The sequence below is a fragment of the Vreelandella nigrificans genome (assembly GCF_002374315.1).
GTDB lineage: Bacteria > Pseudomonadota > Gammaproteobacteria > Pseudomonadales > Halomonadaceae > Vreelandella > Vreelandella nigrificans.
This window is the reverse complement of record NZ_NWUX01000001.1, coordinates 519,371-536,251: the sequence shown is the minus strand read 5'-3', so window position 1 is coordinate 536,251 and position 16,881 is coordinate 519,371. Positions and strand designations below refer to the sequence as shown.

Sequence of the window (16,881 nt, the reverse complement as noted above, 5' to 3'; positions counted from 1 at the left end):
GAATTTTATTATCCGTAACGGCTTCTTATACTCAGCAATAGCGTTAAAATAAACAGCTACAAAATGTCCGATAAAAGAAGCTGTGATGCCCAATTACCCGACGAGCAAGCCAGAAACCACTGCATTACCATCAGGAAATAGCTTTTGGCCAATGTTCGAAGCAACAGATGGCGTATTGCGCATTGAGGCAAAGAGTGATGCCCAGGCAGTAGCTGCTTGGCTGGCAGAGTATCAAGACAGCCCACAAACACTGAAAAGCTACCGTCGCGAGGCTGAGCGCCTTCTGCTATGGCTAACAAGCCACGGCATAGCGCTAAGAGATATAAACCGCGAAACACTACGGCAATTTGAAATTTTTTTAGAGGACCCTCAGCCACGGGAGCGATGGGTAGGGCCAGCCAAGTCACGCCACCACCCCCAGTGGCGACCTTTTCGTAACGGCCTTTCGCCCGCCAGCCGCCGGCAAAGCTTGACCATTCTTCAAGGGCTATTTAGCTGGTTAGTTGAAGCCGGGTGGATCAACCACAATCCGTTTGTTCTGATGCGCGATAAAGCCAGGCGGCTGAACCACCAAGCCCAGCGTATTGAGCGCTATCTGGAGCGTGAATTGTGGGAGTGGCTGTGGCTCTGGGTAAACGAACCTCCAAAAACACAAAATCCACGCACTCTTTATGAGCATGCACGTAGACGCTTTATCTTTGGCTTCGCATACTTATTAGCACCACGCATTAGCGAAATGTCAGCTGCTCAAATGGGAGATTTCCAGCAAAGAGAAGGGCGCTGGTGGTGGGTCGTGGTCGGCAAGGGTAACAAGCTTGCACGCATACCGGCACCAAACGATATGCTAGATTGCTTACAAGAGTGGCGTAGGTGTTTGGGGCTGGCCGGTTTACCTGAATACCAGGAGATATCTCCTGCTATCCGCGCACTAGACGGTCAGCGCGGCATTAGTGACAACCAAGTGTATCGATTGATTCGCAAAACGTTTTCTGATGCCGCTGACGCGCTAGAAGAGCAGGGCGGTAATCCCACTCACATAAGTGCTCTACGCCAGGCGACTCCGCACTGGTTGCGACACACATCCATCACCCACCAAGCACAATCCGGCGTTAGCTTGCGCTACCTGGCCGAAAGCGCTCGCCACGCAAGAATAGATACGACAACACGCTACCTACACACCGAGGAAGCTGAGTGGCACTATGAGCAGCAGCGCCATCGTTTAGGGCAAACGGACCCAAAAGAGCGTGGCTAAACGTTATAATGGATAGCATTCTGTGACACTAACCCAAAGGGAAACGCCATGAGCACCTCCGGCGCTGAGCTAGCCCAACAAGAGCTGGTCGAAGAGTTTGAAATATTCGATAACTGGATGGACCGCTACCAGTACATTATCGATATGGGAAAGCAGCTGCCTGATTTTCCGGAAGAATTTAAAACAGATGAGTTCAAAATTCAGGGCTGCCAATCCAATGTCTGGATGCGGCATGAGGAGGAGGGTGACAAGCTGATTTTTAAAGCCACTTCTGATGCAGCCATTGTTTCAGGATTAATTGCGGTGCTGCTACGGATTTATAGCGAGCGAAGTGCGGAAGAGATAAACAATACAGAGCCACACTTTATGAAGGACTTAGGTCTGGATAAGCACTTATCCCCAACACGCAGCAATGGTTTGCACGCCATGCTAGAGCGCATATACCAAGTAGCAAAGCGTAGAGAACAGCTCAGGTAGAAGAGGGTAACCTTAACCAGAGAGGCTGGCAGAGAAACAGGAGTATTAGCAAAGCAGAAGCATTAGCGGCGATCGCCACACTGGACGTGCGGCGACGCCCCAAGCTCCTTGTCACCACTACAGCAGTGGGAAGTGTGTTTGCCATCCTCCTGGCAGAGCTGCTCGCTCCTACCGCCTGGCACAGGATCCATGCCACCAGGGTGGCCTGGATGGCACTTGATGATCCGTCGTATCGCCAGCCAGCCACCCTTAAGCGGGCCATGCACCTGAATGGCCTCTATGGTGTAAGAAGAGCAGCTAGGCCAAAATCGGCAACGCGGCCCTAAAAGGGGGCTCAGCGTATACTGGTAGACTTTGATGCAGCCGATCATTAGCACGGTTAATGCTTTTGTGCAGCCACGACGCACTGTTGCTATCAAGGCACGCACTTATTTCTTACCGTAGAGAGCTTCAGGATCAATAAGCGGTACGCTGCTAATAAGTGCTTTATGAGCATCCAGGGAGATATAAAAGCAGCTGCGGCGACCGGTATGGCAAGCAGGCCCCGTTTGATCAACCTTGAGTAGCAGTGTGTCACCATCGCAGTCGAGTGCAGCTGTTTTCAACTGCTGCTGTTGGCCAGAAGTTTCACCTTTGCGCCATAGCTTTTGACGCGAGCGAGAATAGTAGCAAACACGCTGCGTTGTTAGCGTCTCCTCAAGTGCCTCGCGGTTCATCCACGCCATCATCAGCACCTCACCGGTATCGTACTGCTGGGCGATGGCAGGTAGCAAACCGTCCTCATTAAAGCGCACCACATCAAGCAGCTTACCTGTACTTGGCAGCGTATCAGCTGGAGTGGCAGACTCTAGCGCTTTAAACAGAGCGTTTGGCTCTATCTTGTCAAAACGAGACATAATCTTGTCAAAATGAGACATAGTTAAGCACTCGGCTGTCGACATTGTTGGCAAAGGCCCAGGAGCTCAATGGTTTGACGCTCGACGTTAAAACCTTGTCGTTTTGCCAATGTGGCTAGCTCGTCACTAATAGCATCGAGGTGCAGCTCTTCAACGTAGCCACATTGGCGGCAAATAAGCAGCTGGAAGCCGTGAGTGTGTTCAGGGCATGCGCAGGCCACATAGGCATTTTGCGACTCGATCCGGTGCACTAACCCCTGGTCGATTAAAAACTCAAGGGCTCGATAAACCGTAGGAGGTCGCGCCGCCGCGTGTTCCGTCGAAAGCTTATCCAGCAAATCGTAAGCTTTCAAACCGCCCCCATTTTCGGCGATTAACTCAAGAACACGACGACGAATAGGGGTAAACCTAACCCCACGAGTATGGCATTGAGACTCTGCCTGCAATAGTAACGAATTAGCTTCAGTCATAGATAACTCATCGGACAACGTTACCGTAGTCTACGCGCTCTCCATGGCGCTGTCAGGGATTTCGACTAGCTCACTTTGACGTGCGAAATGATGCTGAGCAAACGCTACTCGCTCCTCAACAGAAACGCCGTCAGGCTGATGCTCAATCAGGTCTAACCGTCGGCGTAAACCTTCGCCATTGGTCATTTGAATAGCCAGGCCAGGGCGTGCATTTAGCTCCAGCAGCATAGGGCCATGATCACGATCAAGCACCATATCGGTTCCTAAGTAACCCAGCCCCGTCATTTCATAGCAACCTGCAGCCAAATGGAGCAACGTATCCCACTGAGGTACAACCAGACTTGCCAAATCATGCCCCGTATCAGGGTGACTAAAGCATGGACGATCAAACTGAACACCACGCAAAGCGGCACCAGTGGCAATATTTAAACCGACCCCCACAGCCCCCTGGTGAAGATTGGCCTTACCATCTGATGCTGCTGTTGAGAGCCGCATCATCGCCATCACAGGATAACCCTTAAACACAATTACCCGAATATCCGGCACACCTTCATAAGTATAGGCCAAGAGGCTCTCATCAAAGTTGATAAGCGTCTCTATCACTGCCACATCAGGAGAGCCACCCAAAGAGTACAACCCAGACAAAATGTTAGACACATGGCGCTCAACATCTTTAATAGACTGTCGAACCCCGCTGGGCTTGATAAAAGCATCATCCTCCACTTTTTCAATCACCAAGATGCCTTTACCACCGCTGCCTTTCGCTGGCTTGATGACAAAACCATTATGGCCTTCCAGCATCTCGCCAATACGCTTAACGCCAAACTGCGTTGTTACCGTCCCAATAAGTTCTGGCGTTGTAATGCCATATTGCTGGGCCAGCAGCTTTGTTTTGAGCTTATCATCGACCAAAGGGTATAAACGGCGTGAATTATAGCGTCCTATGTAGCGGATATTGCGCCGATTCATGCCGATGATGCCCTTATCACGCAACCGGGTGGGCCACGTCCAGTTTGTAAGCCAACTCATGAGACTTTCTCATCATCAGTGATTGGCTTGAAACGACGCAATTCAAGTAACCGATAACCTGTATAGTTACCCAGCAGCAGAATGAGCGCCATTAGTATGAGCTGTACACCAAGGAAGTTAAACGTAATATGGCGCACCCATGGGTTATTCATTGCAAGGTATGCAAGAACAGCAGTGAGCAGACTGCCCCCCCCTTGGATCAATACCTGCTTCGGACCTTCTTCTTCCCATAAGATTGACATCCGCTCGATAGTCCACGCCAAAATGATCATCGGGAAGAAGGTGACGGTTAACCCAGCGCTTAGTCCCATGCGGTAAGCAAGGACGGTAAAAATTGAGATAATGGCGATGACCGTTATGATAACCGCTGAAACCCTTGCCACAAGCAACAAGTTTAAGTAGGACAGATAGTTACGAATAATCAAACCGACTGCCACTATTAACAGGAAACCAATTAAACCGGTCAGCAGCGTGGTTTGAATAAAAGCAAGCGCAATCAGTACAGGCATAAAGGTGCCTGAAGTTTTCACGCCCACCAATACACGTAAGAAAACGACTACCAGCGCACCAATCGGGATCAACAAAATCGTTTGAAAGAGTGCTTGCTCTTCCAGCGGCAGGCTGTGAATGGAGAAGTTAAGTAGAGTATCCTCTGAGTAGTGATTGCGCACCGCTGCTGATGCTGGCTGATGGTGGGTTAGCATTGAAAAGCTCACCCGGGAATTAGTCCCACCCTGAACTTCCAGCACCGCACGACCACCTGTTTCCCACAGCAGCAAGTTATCTGGCTTTCCTTGCTCTCCAGTGATGGGGTTGAATATCGCCCATCTCTCAGTAGATGTATCAAATACCTGGATCCAGCCACTCAAAGCCTGCCTTCTACGCCCATCTTCAAGCATTAATCCGCTGACTTCCCTTGCTTGAACACCCGCTTGATTGAGTAACCGCACTACCAGTGATGACGGCTGCTCTTGGGTAAGTAACAAACGTGCGTTTTCCCCCTGGCGATTACCGTTAACATCTAAAATCAGCTCCCTGGCAAAGGTGGCGTTGTTAGCGCTACGCGCCCAAGCACGATCAATAAGCTGGCTTGCAGCTGTATCGTAGGGGCTTTCCCATGGAGGAGGGGAGGAGAGCTCTGGAGGTGTTTGCACTGGCGAGCGAGCATCAGGGGATACTAGCATTTGGACTGAATAGTAAAGCTGCTGGCTACCCGCTGCTTGTCTAATCGTCCATTGGGCCTGGCGACCAAGCTCATCCGCCAGGTAAGCCAGTCCATAACCAGAGGATGCAGTGTTTTCAGTAAGAACACGATAACCCGCCTGATGCGACGGCAGCGCCAAATCCACTTGCACAGGACCATTTTGGGCATTGAAATTGATGACTGCTTCGATTTCCCACACCTGTCGCTGCTCGCCGGGAAACCAAGGGATCTCAAACTGGAGATGACGATGAACACTGGTAGCAATACCAGCAATCAATAAAAAACCTACGATTAAATAAAATGGTAGCCGTGACATGAAGATTCCTTTCAACAAAAAGCGGCGGGGAAGACAGGTTACTCTTCGGTATCGTCTAGATCAGACTCTTCGTCAGCAGCTGCATGCTCGGCTGGTTCGCCGCCTGGAAATTCAGGGCGCTCATGAAGATAGGTTTCAGAAACATCAATAGTGGCAATATCCATCATAAAACGCCGGCCTAATAGCACTGGGTAGTCTAAATGAGTACGGTCGTTCAGGGTAAATTCAACCGTTTCGCGGATAGGCCCAAGCGTCATCAGCAGCGAAATAACAGGCCGCGACTCTTCACCAGAAGCCTGAACAATGCGTACCCTGCGAATGATAGGCGCCTCGATCCACTCATCACGGACACGATCCACCACAACATCAGAGTCATTAAGCGCAAGCTTGAAGCGAACCCAGTTTTCACCATCACGCTCAAAGCGAGTAATATCAGAGGCGGAGAGAGAAGAGGTATTCGCCCCGGAGTCTACCCGGGCTTTAAGGTAAGTGCCAATGCTAGGCATCCCAACCCACTCGCTGCGGCCGAGCAAGGTCTTACCATCAGTCTCGCTCGCCACCGCACACTCTTCGCGAATAATAACAGGCTCTTCGCTGCGTGCTTCTAAACTTGCAACGTCGTTGCGCAAATGGCGTAACAAACTACCCACTTCTCGCACATCAGCAGTAAGTACCTGTTGCTGGCTCACCTGCCGCTCCTGAAGCACTGATGAAGCATTACACTGCTGAGTCAAGGCGCTTTCAAGCTCAAGGATACGGGCATTGAATGATGCTTCGCTCAGCGGAGGTGGTTCATTAGAGTCTGGCGGGGTAACAGCACAACCTGCAAACGTGAGAGACAAGCCAGCCAGTAGCCACAAAACACCTGGGCGCATAACAAGTAATATCCTTGGATAGTAAGAGCACGAATAATAAGGAGAAGGTAGACCGATTGTCCAACTTAGTCGGGATTTTCAGTGTTTCAAATAGCCAATTTAACATAATATATATTATACGAACATCTCCAGTAACGACTCCGCGAGCAGCTTTTTCAAGCGTCCTTTTTCGGCTTCGAGTTCTTTGAGTCGCTTGGCATCGGGCACACTCATACCACCAAATTTGCTGCGCCATAGTTAGTAACTGGCTTCAGAGAAACCGTGCCGGCGGCATAGTTCCTTAATGGGCAGCCCCGCTTCGGCTTCGCCCAGAAAGCCAATGATCTGTTCTTCGCTGAAACGCTTTTTCTGTTCCATCTCCTGACGTAGGATCGGACTCTAAAGTGTAGCGCTACTCAAGCAGGGGTGACGTCGCTGAGGACATTCAGGTAGTCACTTTCTGGAAATGACACATGAGAGCCTTGGAAGGCTGGTTTCGGCCAAGTGTGGACGTTGCAGAAATTCTGATATAACGTCGTATTCAGCGGCTTGTCAGGATTATGCGGTGAGCCATTCCTTTGACTCATTCAATGGCAACGTTTATAGCTCTGGGAGTTACCATCGCTCTATTGCTTTTCAAAATTTTTGATCATGAATTTTGTGGGCGCAGACCGATTAACACTAACCCCGCCGCCACGATAAAGATAGCGCCACTAATAGTAGGAACTACCAATACACCGCTGCGATCTACCAACACACCACCAACGCCTGCTCCCACGGTCATTGCCAACTGAATCGAGGCAACTTGCAGCCCGCCTCCGCTTTCGATCTGATCCGGAACGGTTCGTGTGAGCCACGTCGTCCATGCCACCGGAACGCCACCAAAGGCAAACCCCCAGCCCGCGACAAGTAGCGCAGCGATTGGAGCAAGCCCACCGAAAACAACAAGTCCAAACGCTACGAGACACATTAGGATTGGCATCAGTGCCAGCGTAAGGCGAAGACTACGATGGATCATCGCCCCTGAAACAAAAGTGCCAACGACATTGGCAACCCCAAACCCCAGTATCATAACGGAAACACCGCTAACGTTGACGCGAGTAACCGTTTCAAGAAACGGGCGCAAATACGTAAAAAAGGCAAAGTGGCCGCCAAAAATCAGGATGCTCGCAGCTATTCCAAGTGCTACCTGGGGGCGCTTCAAAAGACTAAATAAAGTACTCAGACGCGACGGTACGTTTGGCGACATAGATGGCAAAGCGATAAATTGCCAAATGAGTGCGATGACGCCAAGCCCCCCAGTGACTAGAAAAACGCCTCGCCAACCAATGATGGCACCCAGATAAGTTCCCAGTGGTGTGGCAACCGCCATCGCAATGGCAGAACCGCCGAAGACAATTGAGAGCGCGCGCGGCACACGTTCTTTAGGAACCAATCGCATCGTAACCGCCGCAATCATCGACCAGAACCCGCCAATGCTGATACCCAATAGCACCCGTCCAGCTAACAGCGCAGCATAGTTCGGTGCCATCGCAACCAGGACGTTAGAGGCAATAAATAAAAAGGTAAAAAAGAGTAAAACAACACGCCGATCGAAACGACGTGTGGCTGGGGCCACTAACAAGCTAGCGACTAGTGCCACGATAGCGGTTGTTGTTACCGTTTGACCTGCCATTCCCTCAGTGATCCCAAGTTCGTTGGCCATGGGCGTCAGCAATCCTATCGGCAGTAATTCTGCGGTGATCAAACCAATGACGCACAGGGCCAGGGAAAAGACGGGGCTCCAGTTAACACTGTTTTCTGGCAACGGCACCTCATTTGCACAGCTTGCTTTACTCATATTGCTCAGTTGCCCCATCTCTTTTATGGCTTAAAAATCCACTCATCAATTGAATAAGCTGCTCGGCAAATTCCCGGCTTGCACGACGCTTAATAGAGCAGATTAGGTACTGAAAACTTATGCCGCTTTGAGCAAGCGTTTTCCTGATCCAACTAACATAAAGGCGATAGCTGACAAGAAGATGCTGCCCGAAAATGTGGCAATAATGCCTGCATAATCAAGTAAAACACCCCCAAAACCAGCGCCCAGAAGAATAGCCCCTTGTATAGCTGCAACGATCAAACTACCTGCTGCTTCAGGTGCGTCGTCGACATTTTGTGAAAGCCAAGCCATCCAACTGATCGACATGGCAGTATTCATGGCGCCCCAGATCGCCAGTAAAAGAGCTGTAACAACCACTATATGGCCAAAGCCGAGTAACCCCAGCGTGACTAACCCCATAACAACGGGTACTACTTGCAAAAAACGAATGACGTTTTCATTAGCAAACTTACCCGCCGCCCAACTCCCAATGAACCCAGCGAGGCCCAGCGCCAGGAAGAGCTGCGATAGCGTTACGACATTCCCCCCGGTGATCGTTTCGAGAAATGGCCGCAGGTAGGCGAACATGGAGAAAGCGCCCGCAAAAGCGAAAACGACAGCAGCAATACCCCGAGCGAAATAAGGCCGCTTAAGCACCGTCAGCAGGGTATGGAATGATTGGCGCTCGTTGGTAGGTAGTGAAGGTAATGCAATTAATTGCCAAATCAGATTCACTATCACAATTGGCACTAACACCCAGAAAACACCGCGCCATCCGATTATTGCCCCAAGGTAGCTGCCGATTGGCGCGGCGAAAGCCGCAGCAACTGCTTGGCCTGTGTACATGACTGCCAAAGCCTTGGATACGCTCTCAATCGGCACTAAGCGCATGATGACAGCGGTACCTAACGCCCAAAAACCGCCGATGCAGATACCCAGCAATGCACGGGAAAGCATCAAAATGGCAAAATTTGGGGTGACCGCTATTATGACCAGCGATAAAAGCATCAGGGAGGTTAAGGAGACCAGAACCCACTTTCGATTAAACCGACCAGCCACAGTACTCATTAACAGGCTGGCCAACACAGCAAAAAAACCACTGATAGAGATAGCCTGGCCAGCCTGCCCTTCTGTAGCGTTTAAACTATCAGCGATGGGTGTCAGTAAACTAACTGGCAGAAATTCTGCCGCAATCAGCATGGCAACACATAGCGACATTGAAAATACCGCTCCCCAAGAAGCAGACTTCTTAGGAGTATCCACAGCCGATACATTAAGTTGCATTTTCATCCCTTGTAAGGTGTTAGATTTCACGCAGTAGATTTCAAACAAGGTTAACTCTGTGGTGGAAGTAGCCACAATAGCGGCACAATCATCGTAATCATTAGTTATACTCATGAATAATTCACGCAATATGATGTCGGAAAATGTTACTCACTGAACCCTCTTCAACTTGGCTGTTAACATTGTTGGCCTTTAGCCTAGAAAATCGCCATTAAACGCAAATTCATGACATGAGGAGCCTTCATTAATGAGCCGCGAAAACTTTAACGACTTACACACTTTTTTAATGGTCGCTGATAAAGGAAGCTTCACGCGTGCGGCTGCTGAGCTAGGCGTTACGCAGTCAGCTCTCAGTCATACTATTCGTGGTTTGGAAAAACGTGTAGGAATTCGATTACTTACACGCACAACAAGAAGCCTCTCTCCAACGGAAGCAGGTCAGCGCTTAATCAATTCACTGACGCCTTGCTTCGAATCAATTCAGGAAGGCATTTCTTCTCTGAGTGAATTGCGAGACAAGCCTGCAGGCAGTCTTAGAATTTCAAGTAGCAGTCATGCCGCGGATACTATCCTTATCCCAAAACTTGAAAGTTTTTTAAGAGAATACCCCGATATTAATGTAGAAATTGATACTGATAATGGCTTTTCAGATATAGTGACTGGGCGATTTGATGCGGGTGTTCGCTTAGGGGAAGCTGTGGCACAAGACATGATTGCAACCCGAATCGGTCCAGATATGCGAATGGTGGCAGTGGCAACGCCTGATTATTTTTCACGTTATTCGAAGCCTGAAATACCCAATGATCTCATCCATCATAACTGTATTGGTATGCGCCAAATTAGCCAAGGCGGCCTTTACGCATGGGAGTTTGAGAATGAAGGCCGTGAACTTAACGTGCATATTAATGGCCAGCTTACCCTTAACAATAGCCAGCAACTTCTCAAAGCAGTATTATCAGGAATGGGGCTAGCCTTTATCCCAGAAGACATGGTTAAGAACCATATAGCTGAAGGACGTCTTATTCAAGTACTAAAAGATTGGTGCCCTTCTTTTCCTGGGTTTCATTTGTATTACCCAAATCGCCGTCAAGCATCACGCGCTTTCTCTTTGTTAGTTGATAGACTGCGACATACAAATTAAATACAACAGCTCTATTGACATTCATTATCCAATTTTCATAAATCGAACTTTTAAAACCTCATGCGCTTAAATCTTATTTAAAAGCTAGTGGAGCCTTTGCTCCACTAGCCATCTTACAAATGATAGTTAAATATTGCTTTAGATCTTTCAATAATTTTAAAGCGAGCATTTTTAAAACAAACATCACCGGATGGTGAAATTATAGATTTTGGTCAAAGAACATGTTCAGTTTATCGAATGGGATTAAGTCGACACGATCATATAGATCGACATGACCAGCACCAGGGACAACATACAGCTCTTTAGGCTCTCCAGCTAATTCGTAAGCATTTTCACTGAATTCAATGGAGTGAGCTTCATCACCGGTAATAAACAACATAGGCCGAGGTGAAATGATCTCAATATCTTCAAATGGGTAAAAATTCATAAACTTAACGTTACTGGTGAGCGTGGGATGCGTTGTCGTCTCTGGAGAAGAGCCATCAGGCGTGTACTCGCCTCGAGAGGTGCGATAAAAATCAAAGAACTCGCGTTGAATAGGATGAGTGTCTTCATTAAGCTCATGTACAGTTCCGCCAGTATAGGCTGTTTCACCGCCTGTAAACTCGATATATCGTTGCTCTGCAGCTTGCTCGAGTATTTCCCTTCTTTGCTCCATCGTTTGAGAATGATTGAGAGCATTACGATTTGCAGCTCCCATATCGTACATACTCACTGTCGCAATAGCTTTCATTCGGGGGTCAATTTTGGCTGCGCTGATGACAAAGCTACCACTTCCACAAATTCCAAGAACGCCAATTCTATCTCGATCTACCGATACATTAGTGCCTAGGTAATCGACTGCTGCACTAAACGCTTCTGCATACATATCTGGAGAAACGGCATTTCGAACCTGCCCTTCACTTTCCCCCCAATATGGTAAATCTATAGAAAGCGTAATGAACCCTTGCTCGGCCATTTTTGTGGCATAAAGGTTTGCACTCTGTTCCTTTACTGCCCCCATCGGGTGACCCACAATAATGGCAGGGTGTGTTTCGTTTGGATCTAATCCCTCAGGTATAAATAAATTTCCCGCCACATTCATTTGGTAAATATTTTCAAACGTAACTGCTTGAACATTTACCAAATCACTTGTATAAAAATTATCGGCACCATTTGACATATCTTGCCCTAACGCTGAGAAGGAAATCGCCATGATAGATAGTGAGAGTATCGTTTTTTTCAAGGTATTCACCATTGCTGAAAATTAGTATCACTTACCATAAAAAGCACATTAGCTATAAGCAACCAAATCTCAGTAATTGAGTGATTACTTTACAACCATCATACAACCTTAAAACTTTATGCAACAATATGGCACTAAGCTTAATACCACAAGCGATCTCGATTCATTGCATTCATGAATTTCACACACGAATCATTTTGAGAATCTAAATTTTATCACTCCTCAAACTAACACCTTGACTCAAAGGAGCCGCTTTCAGCTTGACTAAACATTGTTGATATAACATTCAAAAAATCAAACACCATAACGAATGTCGAATTATTTAAGCCACTTATTGAGCCAACTTAATGTGGTTATAATCTTTACTTCACCAAGTGGCGCCCCCACACACTAAGGAGAAGGGCTGCTAGTAAAGGGGGTGTTGCAGAAAGGCTACCGATGATTGGGTAAATAGTGAAAAGACGTATTCTTAAGACTCAGTGCGTTGTCAATTGATCAAGCATCTCGGGGGTATCCACGTCCTGACACACTCCAGGGTCGGAGACATTAATCTGCTGACAACGTAGAGGATGGCGGTACATGATCGTTTTAGCACTTTCATCCCCTTTTAAAGAGGCTAACTCGTGCCAAAAACGGCGACCAAATAACACAGGATGGCCAGGATTACCCTGATAGAAAGGCCGTACAATGCAATTAGCGTCACCGTATTGCTCGATATGGCGCATGGTATCCGTACGGATAGTAGGCATATCACCTAATAAAATGGCAACCGCTTGAATATGGCTGAGCGTCGTATCAGTCATGCAAGCCTTTATCGCACTACTCAAGCTTGCGCCCAGACCGCACTCAGGCTGGTTGGCATACACAATGGGCACTTCATCAGGCAAGCCCAGCGCACAACGATCGTCCTCTTGGCGGACCACTACACGTATCAGAGGAAAGGCGCTTGTCGCATTGGCAACGGTAGCAGCCAACATGGGACGACCGTCAGGCAGCTTAGCCAGTCGTTTATCAGCATGACCAAAGCGGTGTGAATAACCCGCGGCGAGTATTACCGCCAATACTTTGCATTCATCAGAGGGCATGCCGTTGCCTGCCCCGCTGTACACGTACTATATCAGCCATAACCGCAAGCGCGATTTCTGCAGGCGTCTTACTCCCTAAGTCCAAACCAATAGGCATGTGGATACGTGCTATTTGCTTGTCGTTCAACCCACCAGAGCGGCGTAAACGCTCAGCACGTAATGTTGACGCGCGCACTGACCCCATCACGCCAATATAAAAAGCACGCGTGCGCACTGCTTCCATCATGGCCAAATCATCAATACGCGGGTCATGGGTCAACGCCACGATGGCCGTCGCCGAGTGGCAGTTCTCTGCCGCAATATAGCGTGAGGGTAGCTCCAAACGCACCTTAACGTTGGCCATTTCGACATTGCGTACTTCGTCAGCACGCGGATCACACACCACTACTTCGTAGCCCAAGGCATGAGCAAACTCGGCGCACACCATTGAAACCGACGAAATACCGGCAATCACTAGCCGTAAGGCGGGGCCGACCCGCAGTTGAACGGAAGAGCGCTCATGCTGTATGACAACGCGAGGGCCTGCACCGTCATCGTCGGTTAGATGTGTTTCTCCTGTCGTTAAATCAACGTGTCGTAATCTATTGCACTGCCCTTGCAAAGCCGCCTGCAGCTCCTTCAGGTGTTTGTGCGTGTGATCATTCGGGAGTAGCTGTTCAATCAACACATCCAGGATTCCACCACAAGGCAGCACTACGTGCGCCCCTGGCAGGCTACCTGATTCTCCATAGCGCAGCATGGTAATGGGGCGCTCAAACTCTCCCTGTTTAAGACGCTCTATAAAATCCTCTTCAACACACCCTCCCGAAAGCGAACCAACGTGCTGCCCGTCTTTACGAATGACTAGCCATGAGCCTGGCTCACGAGGCGAAGAGCCAAAGGTAGCCAGCACCGTGCATAACCAAATGGTGTCGCCACTCTGGCTCCAAGCCAAGGCCTGTTCCATCACCTGCAGATCAAGGTGTTTCATACTCAACTCGTCAGCTGATTGCCGACCGGCAAACGCCGAATTCGTTTACCCGTAGCAGCATAGATAGCGTTACACAAAGCGGGGGCGACAGGAGGTAGTCCAGGTTCTCCCACCCCACCCATTGGCACATCTTCACTGCTGTTGACTAAGTGCACCCGAATGACATCTGGGGCAATCCCCATACGCGGCAACAGGAACTGATGAAAATTATCCTGCTCAATCTGGCCTTCATGGGCGGTTATCTCGCTTTGCAGGGCGATACCAATGCCCATAATGATGGAGCCTTCCATTTGGGAACGAATACGTTCCGGATTTACTTGAAGACCACAGTCAAACGCGATATCAGCACTATGAATGGTCAACTCACCGTCGCTATTGATCTCAACGTCAAACACCACCGCAGCATAGGCAACAAAACTATGATGCACGGCCAAGCCTAGGCCGCGACCCTCAGCTAATTCTCGCCCCCAGCCAGCGGCTTCAGTGGCGGTCTCAATTACCGCCCGCATTCTTCCAATATCAACCTGATACTGCTCTGGATCCTCACCATAGTTCCAACTTTCATTTATATTTCGTGGATCAATTTGACGTTCAGGCCCTAACAGCTCTAGCAAGTAATCTCGATGGTCTCGTCCAGCTGCCGCCGCAAGTTCAGCGGCAAAACTCTGGATAGCGAAGGCATGTGGCAGGTTGTACACGGCGCGAAACCAGCCAATGCGTACGTGGGCCGATGCTTCAGGATTCTCCAAGCGAATGGCCTCAATATTGAAAGGCATCGTGTTAAAGCCCATGCCGAGTTCAAAATCCTGCTTATGCATGGGATCAGGCGCAAACAACGAAGCAATGCTGGGCGAAAGCGTACGATGCAGCCAGCCCAACGCCTTGCCGTCGCTATCTAAGCCCGCTTCTAAATGGTCAACAGAAACCGCATGAAAATAAGCGTGATGCAGATCATCCTCACGCGTCCACTGAACACGGACTGGGCGACCCTCTAGCGCTTGGCTCAAGTAGGTCGCTTCCAAAATATAATCCGGCTTGGATTTACGTCCAAACCCACCTCCCAACAACGTGGCATGAACCGTCACATCCTCAACAGCAAGACCGAGCTGCCCAGCTACCCCTTCTCTTGCGGCTTGAGGATGCTGAATCGGTGCCCATATTTCCGCTCGACCATCTACCAGCCGAGCCAGAGCGACAGGAGGCTCAATGGGCGCCTGCGCCATATGCGGCATATAGTAAGTAGCCTCAATGAGTGAGTCGGCCTCGTTAAAAGCTGCTGCCACGTCACCATGCTCGCGAACCAGTTGACCAGGTGAGCTCGCCGCTTCCTCTAACTGCTCTCGATACTGTGTCGAATCGTAGCGGGCATTATCACCTGCCGCCTCAACGTCCCACTCGATCTCAAGAGCATTGCGCCCTTGAATGGCAGCCCAGGTATTCTCAGCAATCACCGCGACGCCACCCAAGGGCTCAAAACCAGCGGGTTGCCCCACCGTCGGTATTTCAATAATACGGATGACACCCGGCAAGGCTCGCGCTGCCTCATCATTAACGCTGCGTAGCTGAGCGCCATAGATGGGTGGGCGAGCGATGACCGCATAGACCATATCATCAAGGTGAATATCAGCGCCGTAAACGGCCTGACCACTTACAATATCTTCCCCATCAACCGCAAATGGGCGTTTGCGACTACTCTCATCTTGGCCAATGTAGCGCCACTCTTCGCGGGGTTTCAGGCGAAGTGTATCGCGCTCAGGCACGGGTAACTGACTAGCCACTGCCGCCAATTCTCCAAACCCTAACTCGCGCCCACTAGGCGTATGCATGACAACATGAACACCCACCTGACACTCTTCAACTGGCACTTCCCACTGCTGAGCTGCGGCTTGCTCAAGCATTGTGCGCGCCGCAGCAGCTGCACGTCGCATTGGCGCAAACCAATGGCGCATGCTGCGGGAACCATCGGTATTTTGATTGCCGTAGGTTTCTTCTTCGCCAGGGGCTTGCTCTACCCGCACATGCTCCCACTCAGCGCCCAGTTCATCAGCAGCTACCATGGCGAGACTAGTCCGAATCCCCTGCCCCATTTCCGCCCGGTGATTGACCACCGTGACAATGCCATCCTCGTCAATGCGGATAAAGACGTTGGGGTCGTCTACCCACCCATTGGGCATCGCTTCCGCCCCATAGAGGGGTTCATCCGCAAGTAATGGTGACCAGCGAGCGGCCACGACTAAGGCACCGCCTGCCGCCAACCCCTTTAGAAAGTGACGACGGCTAACATTGGCTAATAAGAGCGTGTCGCGTAACGTGCTCATGCGTCTTCCCCCTCAGTGTCGGCAGCGTGATGAATGGCCTGCTGAATACGGGTGTAAGTACCGCAGCGGCACAAGTGGCCATTCATAGCATCAACAATTTGCTCGTCGCTGGGGTGTGCTTCTCGCTTCAGCAATGCGGTCGCGCTCATAATCTGCCCACCCTGGCAATAGCCACACTGGGCCACACCCAGGTCTAGCCAAGCCTGCTGTACTCGTCTGCCCACAGCGTCTTCGCCAATGGCTTCTATCGTCGTTACCTCCCGCCCCTGGGCAGCAGATATCGGCGTGACACAGGAGCGCACGGCTTCGCCATCCATATGCACCGTGCAGGCGCCACATTGCGCCATCCCACAACCGAACTTAGTGCCGGTCAACTGGACAACATCACGTATGGCCCAAAGCAGGGGCATCTGGTCAGGGGCATTCACTTCATGCACTTGACCATTAATTGTCAGGGTTGCCATCGGCTTCTTCCTCATCAAGGTCATTAAGTGTTATT

Annotated in this window: 16 protein-coding genes and 1 pseudogene; 3 read left to right on the top strand and 14 right to left on the bottom strand. The window is 49.8% G+C overall.

Features of this window, described 5'->3' with window-relative positions; all coding sequences use genetic code 11:
- The first annotated feature begins 151 nt into the window (after positions 1-151).
- Entirely contained in the window at positions 152-1,252 is a 1,101-nt protein-coding gene (locus CPA45_RS02590) for a tyrosine-type recombinase/integrase (protein ID WP_096650217.1), read from the top strand.
- Positions 1,253-1,300: 48 nt separating this feature from the next.
- Complete coding sequence (locus CPA45_RS02585; protein ID WP_096650029.1) at positions 1,301-1,729, top strand: SufE family protein; 429 nt, start codon at positions 1,301-1,303, stop codon at positions 1,727-1,729.
- Between the two features lie 62 nt (positions 1,730-1,791).
- On the opposite strand, the gene yidD is transcribed toward CPA45_RS02585, so the two are convergent.
- The 9 genes and pseudogenes from yidD to CPA45_RS02540 all read right to left on the bottom strand — a co-directional run bounded on the left by yidD (position 1,792) and on the right by CPA45_RS02540 (position 9,757).
- Positions 1,792-2,100 carry a membrane protein insertion efficiency factor YidD gene (gene yidD / locus CPA45_RS02580; protein WP_096650216.1) on the bottom strand — a complete coding sequence of 103 codons (309 nt, stop codon included), beginning with the start codon at positions 2,098-2,100 and terminating at the stop codon, positions 1,792-1,794.
- A 57-nt stretch (positions 2,101-2,157) separates the two neighbouring features.
- The gene (hisI, locus tag CPA45_RS02575; protein WP_096650215.1) at positions 2,158-2,625 is read right to left on the bottom strand and encodes a phosphoribosyl-AMP cyclohydrolase; all 468 of its coding nucleotides are present in this window, start codon (positions 2,623-2,625) and stop codon (positions 2,158-2,160) included.
- Between the two features lie 23 nt (positions 2,626-2,648).
- On the bottom strand, positions 2,649-3,095 hold the full coding sequence (locus CPA45_RS02570; RefSeq protein WP_096650027.1) for a transcriptional repressor: 447 nt from the start codon (positions 3,093-3,095) through the stop codon (positions 2,649-2,651).
- Positions 3,096-3,125: 30 nt separating this feature from the next.
- Positions 3,126-4,124, bottom strand: a complete 999-nt coding sequence (locus CPA45_RS02565) for an alpha-L-glutamate ligase-like protein (protein WP_096650025.1) — start codon at positions 4,122-4,124, stop codon at positions 3,126-3,128.
- Entirely contained in the window at positions 4,121-5,644 is a 1,524-nt protein-coding gene (locus CPA45_RS02560) for an inactive transglutaminase family protein (RefSeq protein WP_096650023.1), read from the bottom strand. Before CPA45_RS02560 ends, CPA45_RS02565 begins: the two co-directional genes overlap by 4 nt.
- 38 nt (positions 5,645-5,682) lie before the next feature.
- Positions 5,683-6,519, bottom strand: a complete 837-nt coding sequence (locus CPA45_RS02555) for an ATP-dependent zinc protease family protein (protein ID WP_096650021.1) — start codon at positions 6,517-6,519, stop codon at positions 5,683-5,685.
- A 126-nt stretch (positions 6,520-6,645) separates the two neighbouring features.
- Positions 6,646-6,876: pseudogene (locus CPA45_RS02550) on the bottom strand (transposase); the annotation flags it as partial.
- Positions 6,877-7,147: 271 nt separating this feature from the next.
- The gene (locus CPA45_RS02545) at positions 7,148-8,338 is read right to left on the bottom strand and encodes an MFS transporter (RefSeq protein ID WP_096650214.1); all 1,191 of its coding nucleotides are present in this window, start codon (positions 8,336-8,338) and stop codon (positions 7,148-7,150) included.
- A 117-nt stretch (positions 8,339-8,455) separates the two neighbouring features.
- Positions 8,456-9,757: an MFS transporter gene (locus tag CPA45_RS02540; protein WP_208858450.1), complete on the bottom strand. Its 1,302-nt coding sequence runs from the start codon at positions 9,755-9,757 to the stop codon at positions 8,456-8,458.
- 133 nt (positions 9,758-9,890) lie between these two features.
- On the opposite strand from CPA45_RS02540, the gene CPA45_RS02535 reads away from it, so the two are divergent.
- Entirely contained in the window at positions 9,891-10,784 is an 894-nt protein-coding gene (locus CPA45_RS02535) for a LysR family transcriptional regulator (RefSeq protein WP_096650019.1), read from the top strand.
- A gap of 199 nt (positions 10,785-10,983) precedes the next feature.
- On the opposite strand, the gene CPA45_RS02530 is transcribed toward CPA45_RS02535, so the two are convergent.
- The 5 genes from CPA45_RS02530 to CPA45_RS02510 form a co-directional block, all read right to left on the bottom strand.
- Positions 10,984-12,009: an alpha/beta hydrolase gene (locus tag CPA45_RS02530; protein WP_208858449.1), complete on the bottom strand. Its 1,026-nt coding sequence runs from the start codon at positions 12,007-12,009 to the stop codon at positions 10,984-10,986.
- Between the two features lie 476 nt (positions 12,010-12,485).
- Positions 12,486-13,094 (bottom strand): nucleotidyltransferase family protein, encoded by a 609-nt coding sequence (locus CPA45_RS02525; RefSeq protein ID WP_096650015.1) that lies wholly within the window; start codon positions 13,092-13,094, stop codon positions 12,486-12,488.
- Complete coding sequence (locus tag CPA45_RS02520; protein WP_096650013.1) at positions 13,084-14,064, bottom strand: XdhC family protein; 981 nt, start codon at positions 14,062-14,064, stop codon at positions 13,084-13,086. Before CPA45_RS02520 ends, CPA45_RS02525 begins: the two co-directional genes overlap by 11 nt.
- 2 nt (positions 14,065-14,066) lie before the next feature.
- On the bottom strand, positions 14,067-16,382 hold the full coding sequence (locus CPA45_RS02515) for a xanthine dehydrogenase family protein molybdopterin-binding subunit (protein WP_096650011.1): 2,316 nt from the start codon (positions 16,380-16,382) through the stop codon (positions 14,067-14,069).
- Entirely contained in the window at positions 16,379-16,846 is a 468-nt protein-coding gene (locus CPA45_RS02510; protein WP_096650009.1) for a (2Fe-2S)-binding protein, read from the bottom strand. The genes CPA45_RS02515 and CPA45_RS02510 overlap by 4 nt, the downstream gene beginning before the upstream one ends.
- Positions 16,847-16,881: the final 35 nt, after the last annotated feature.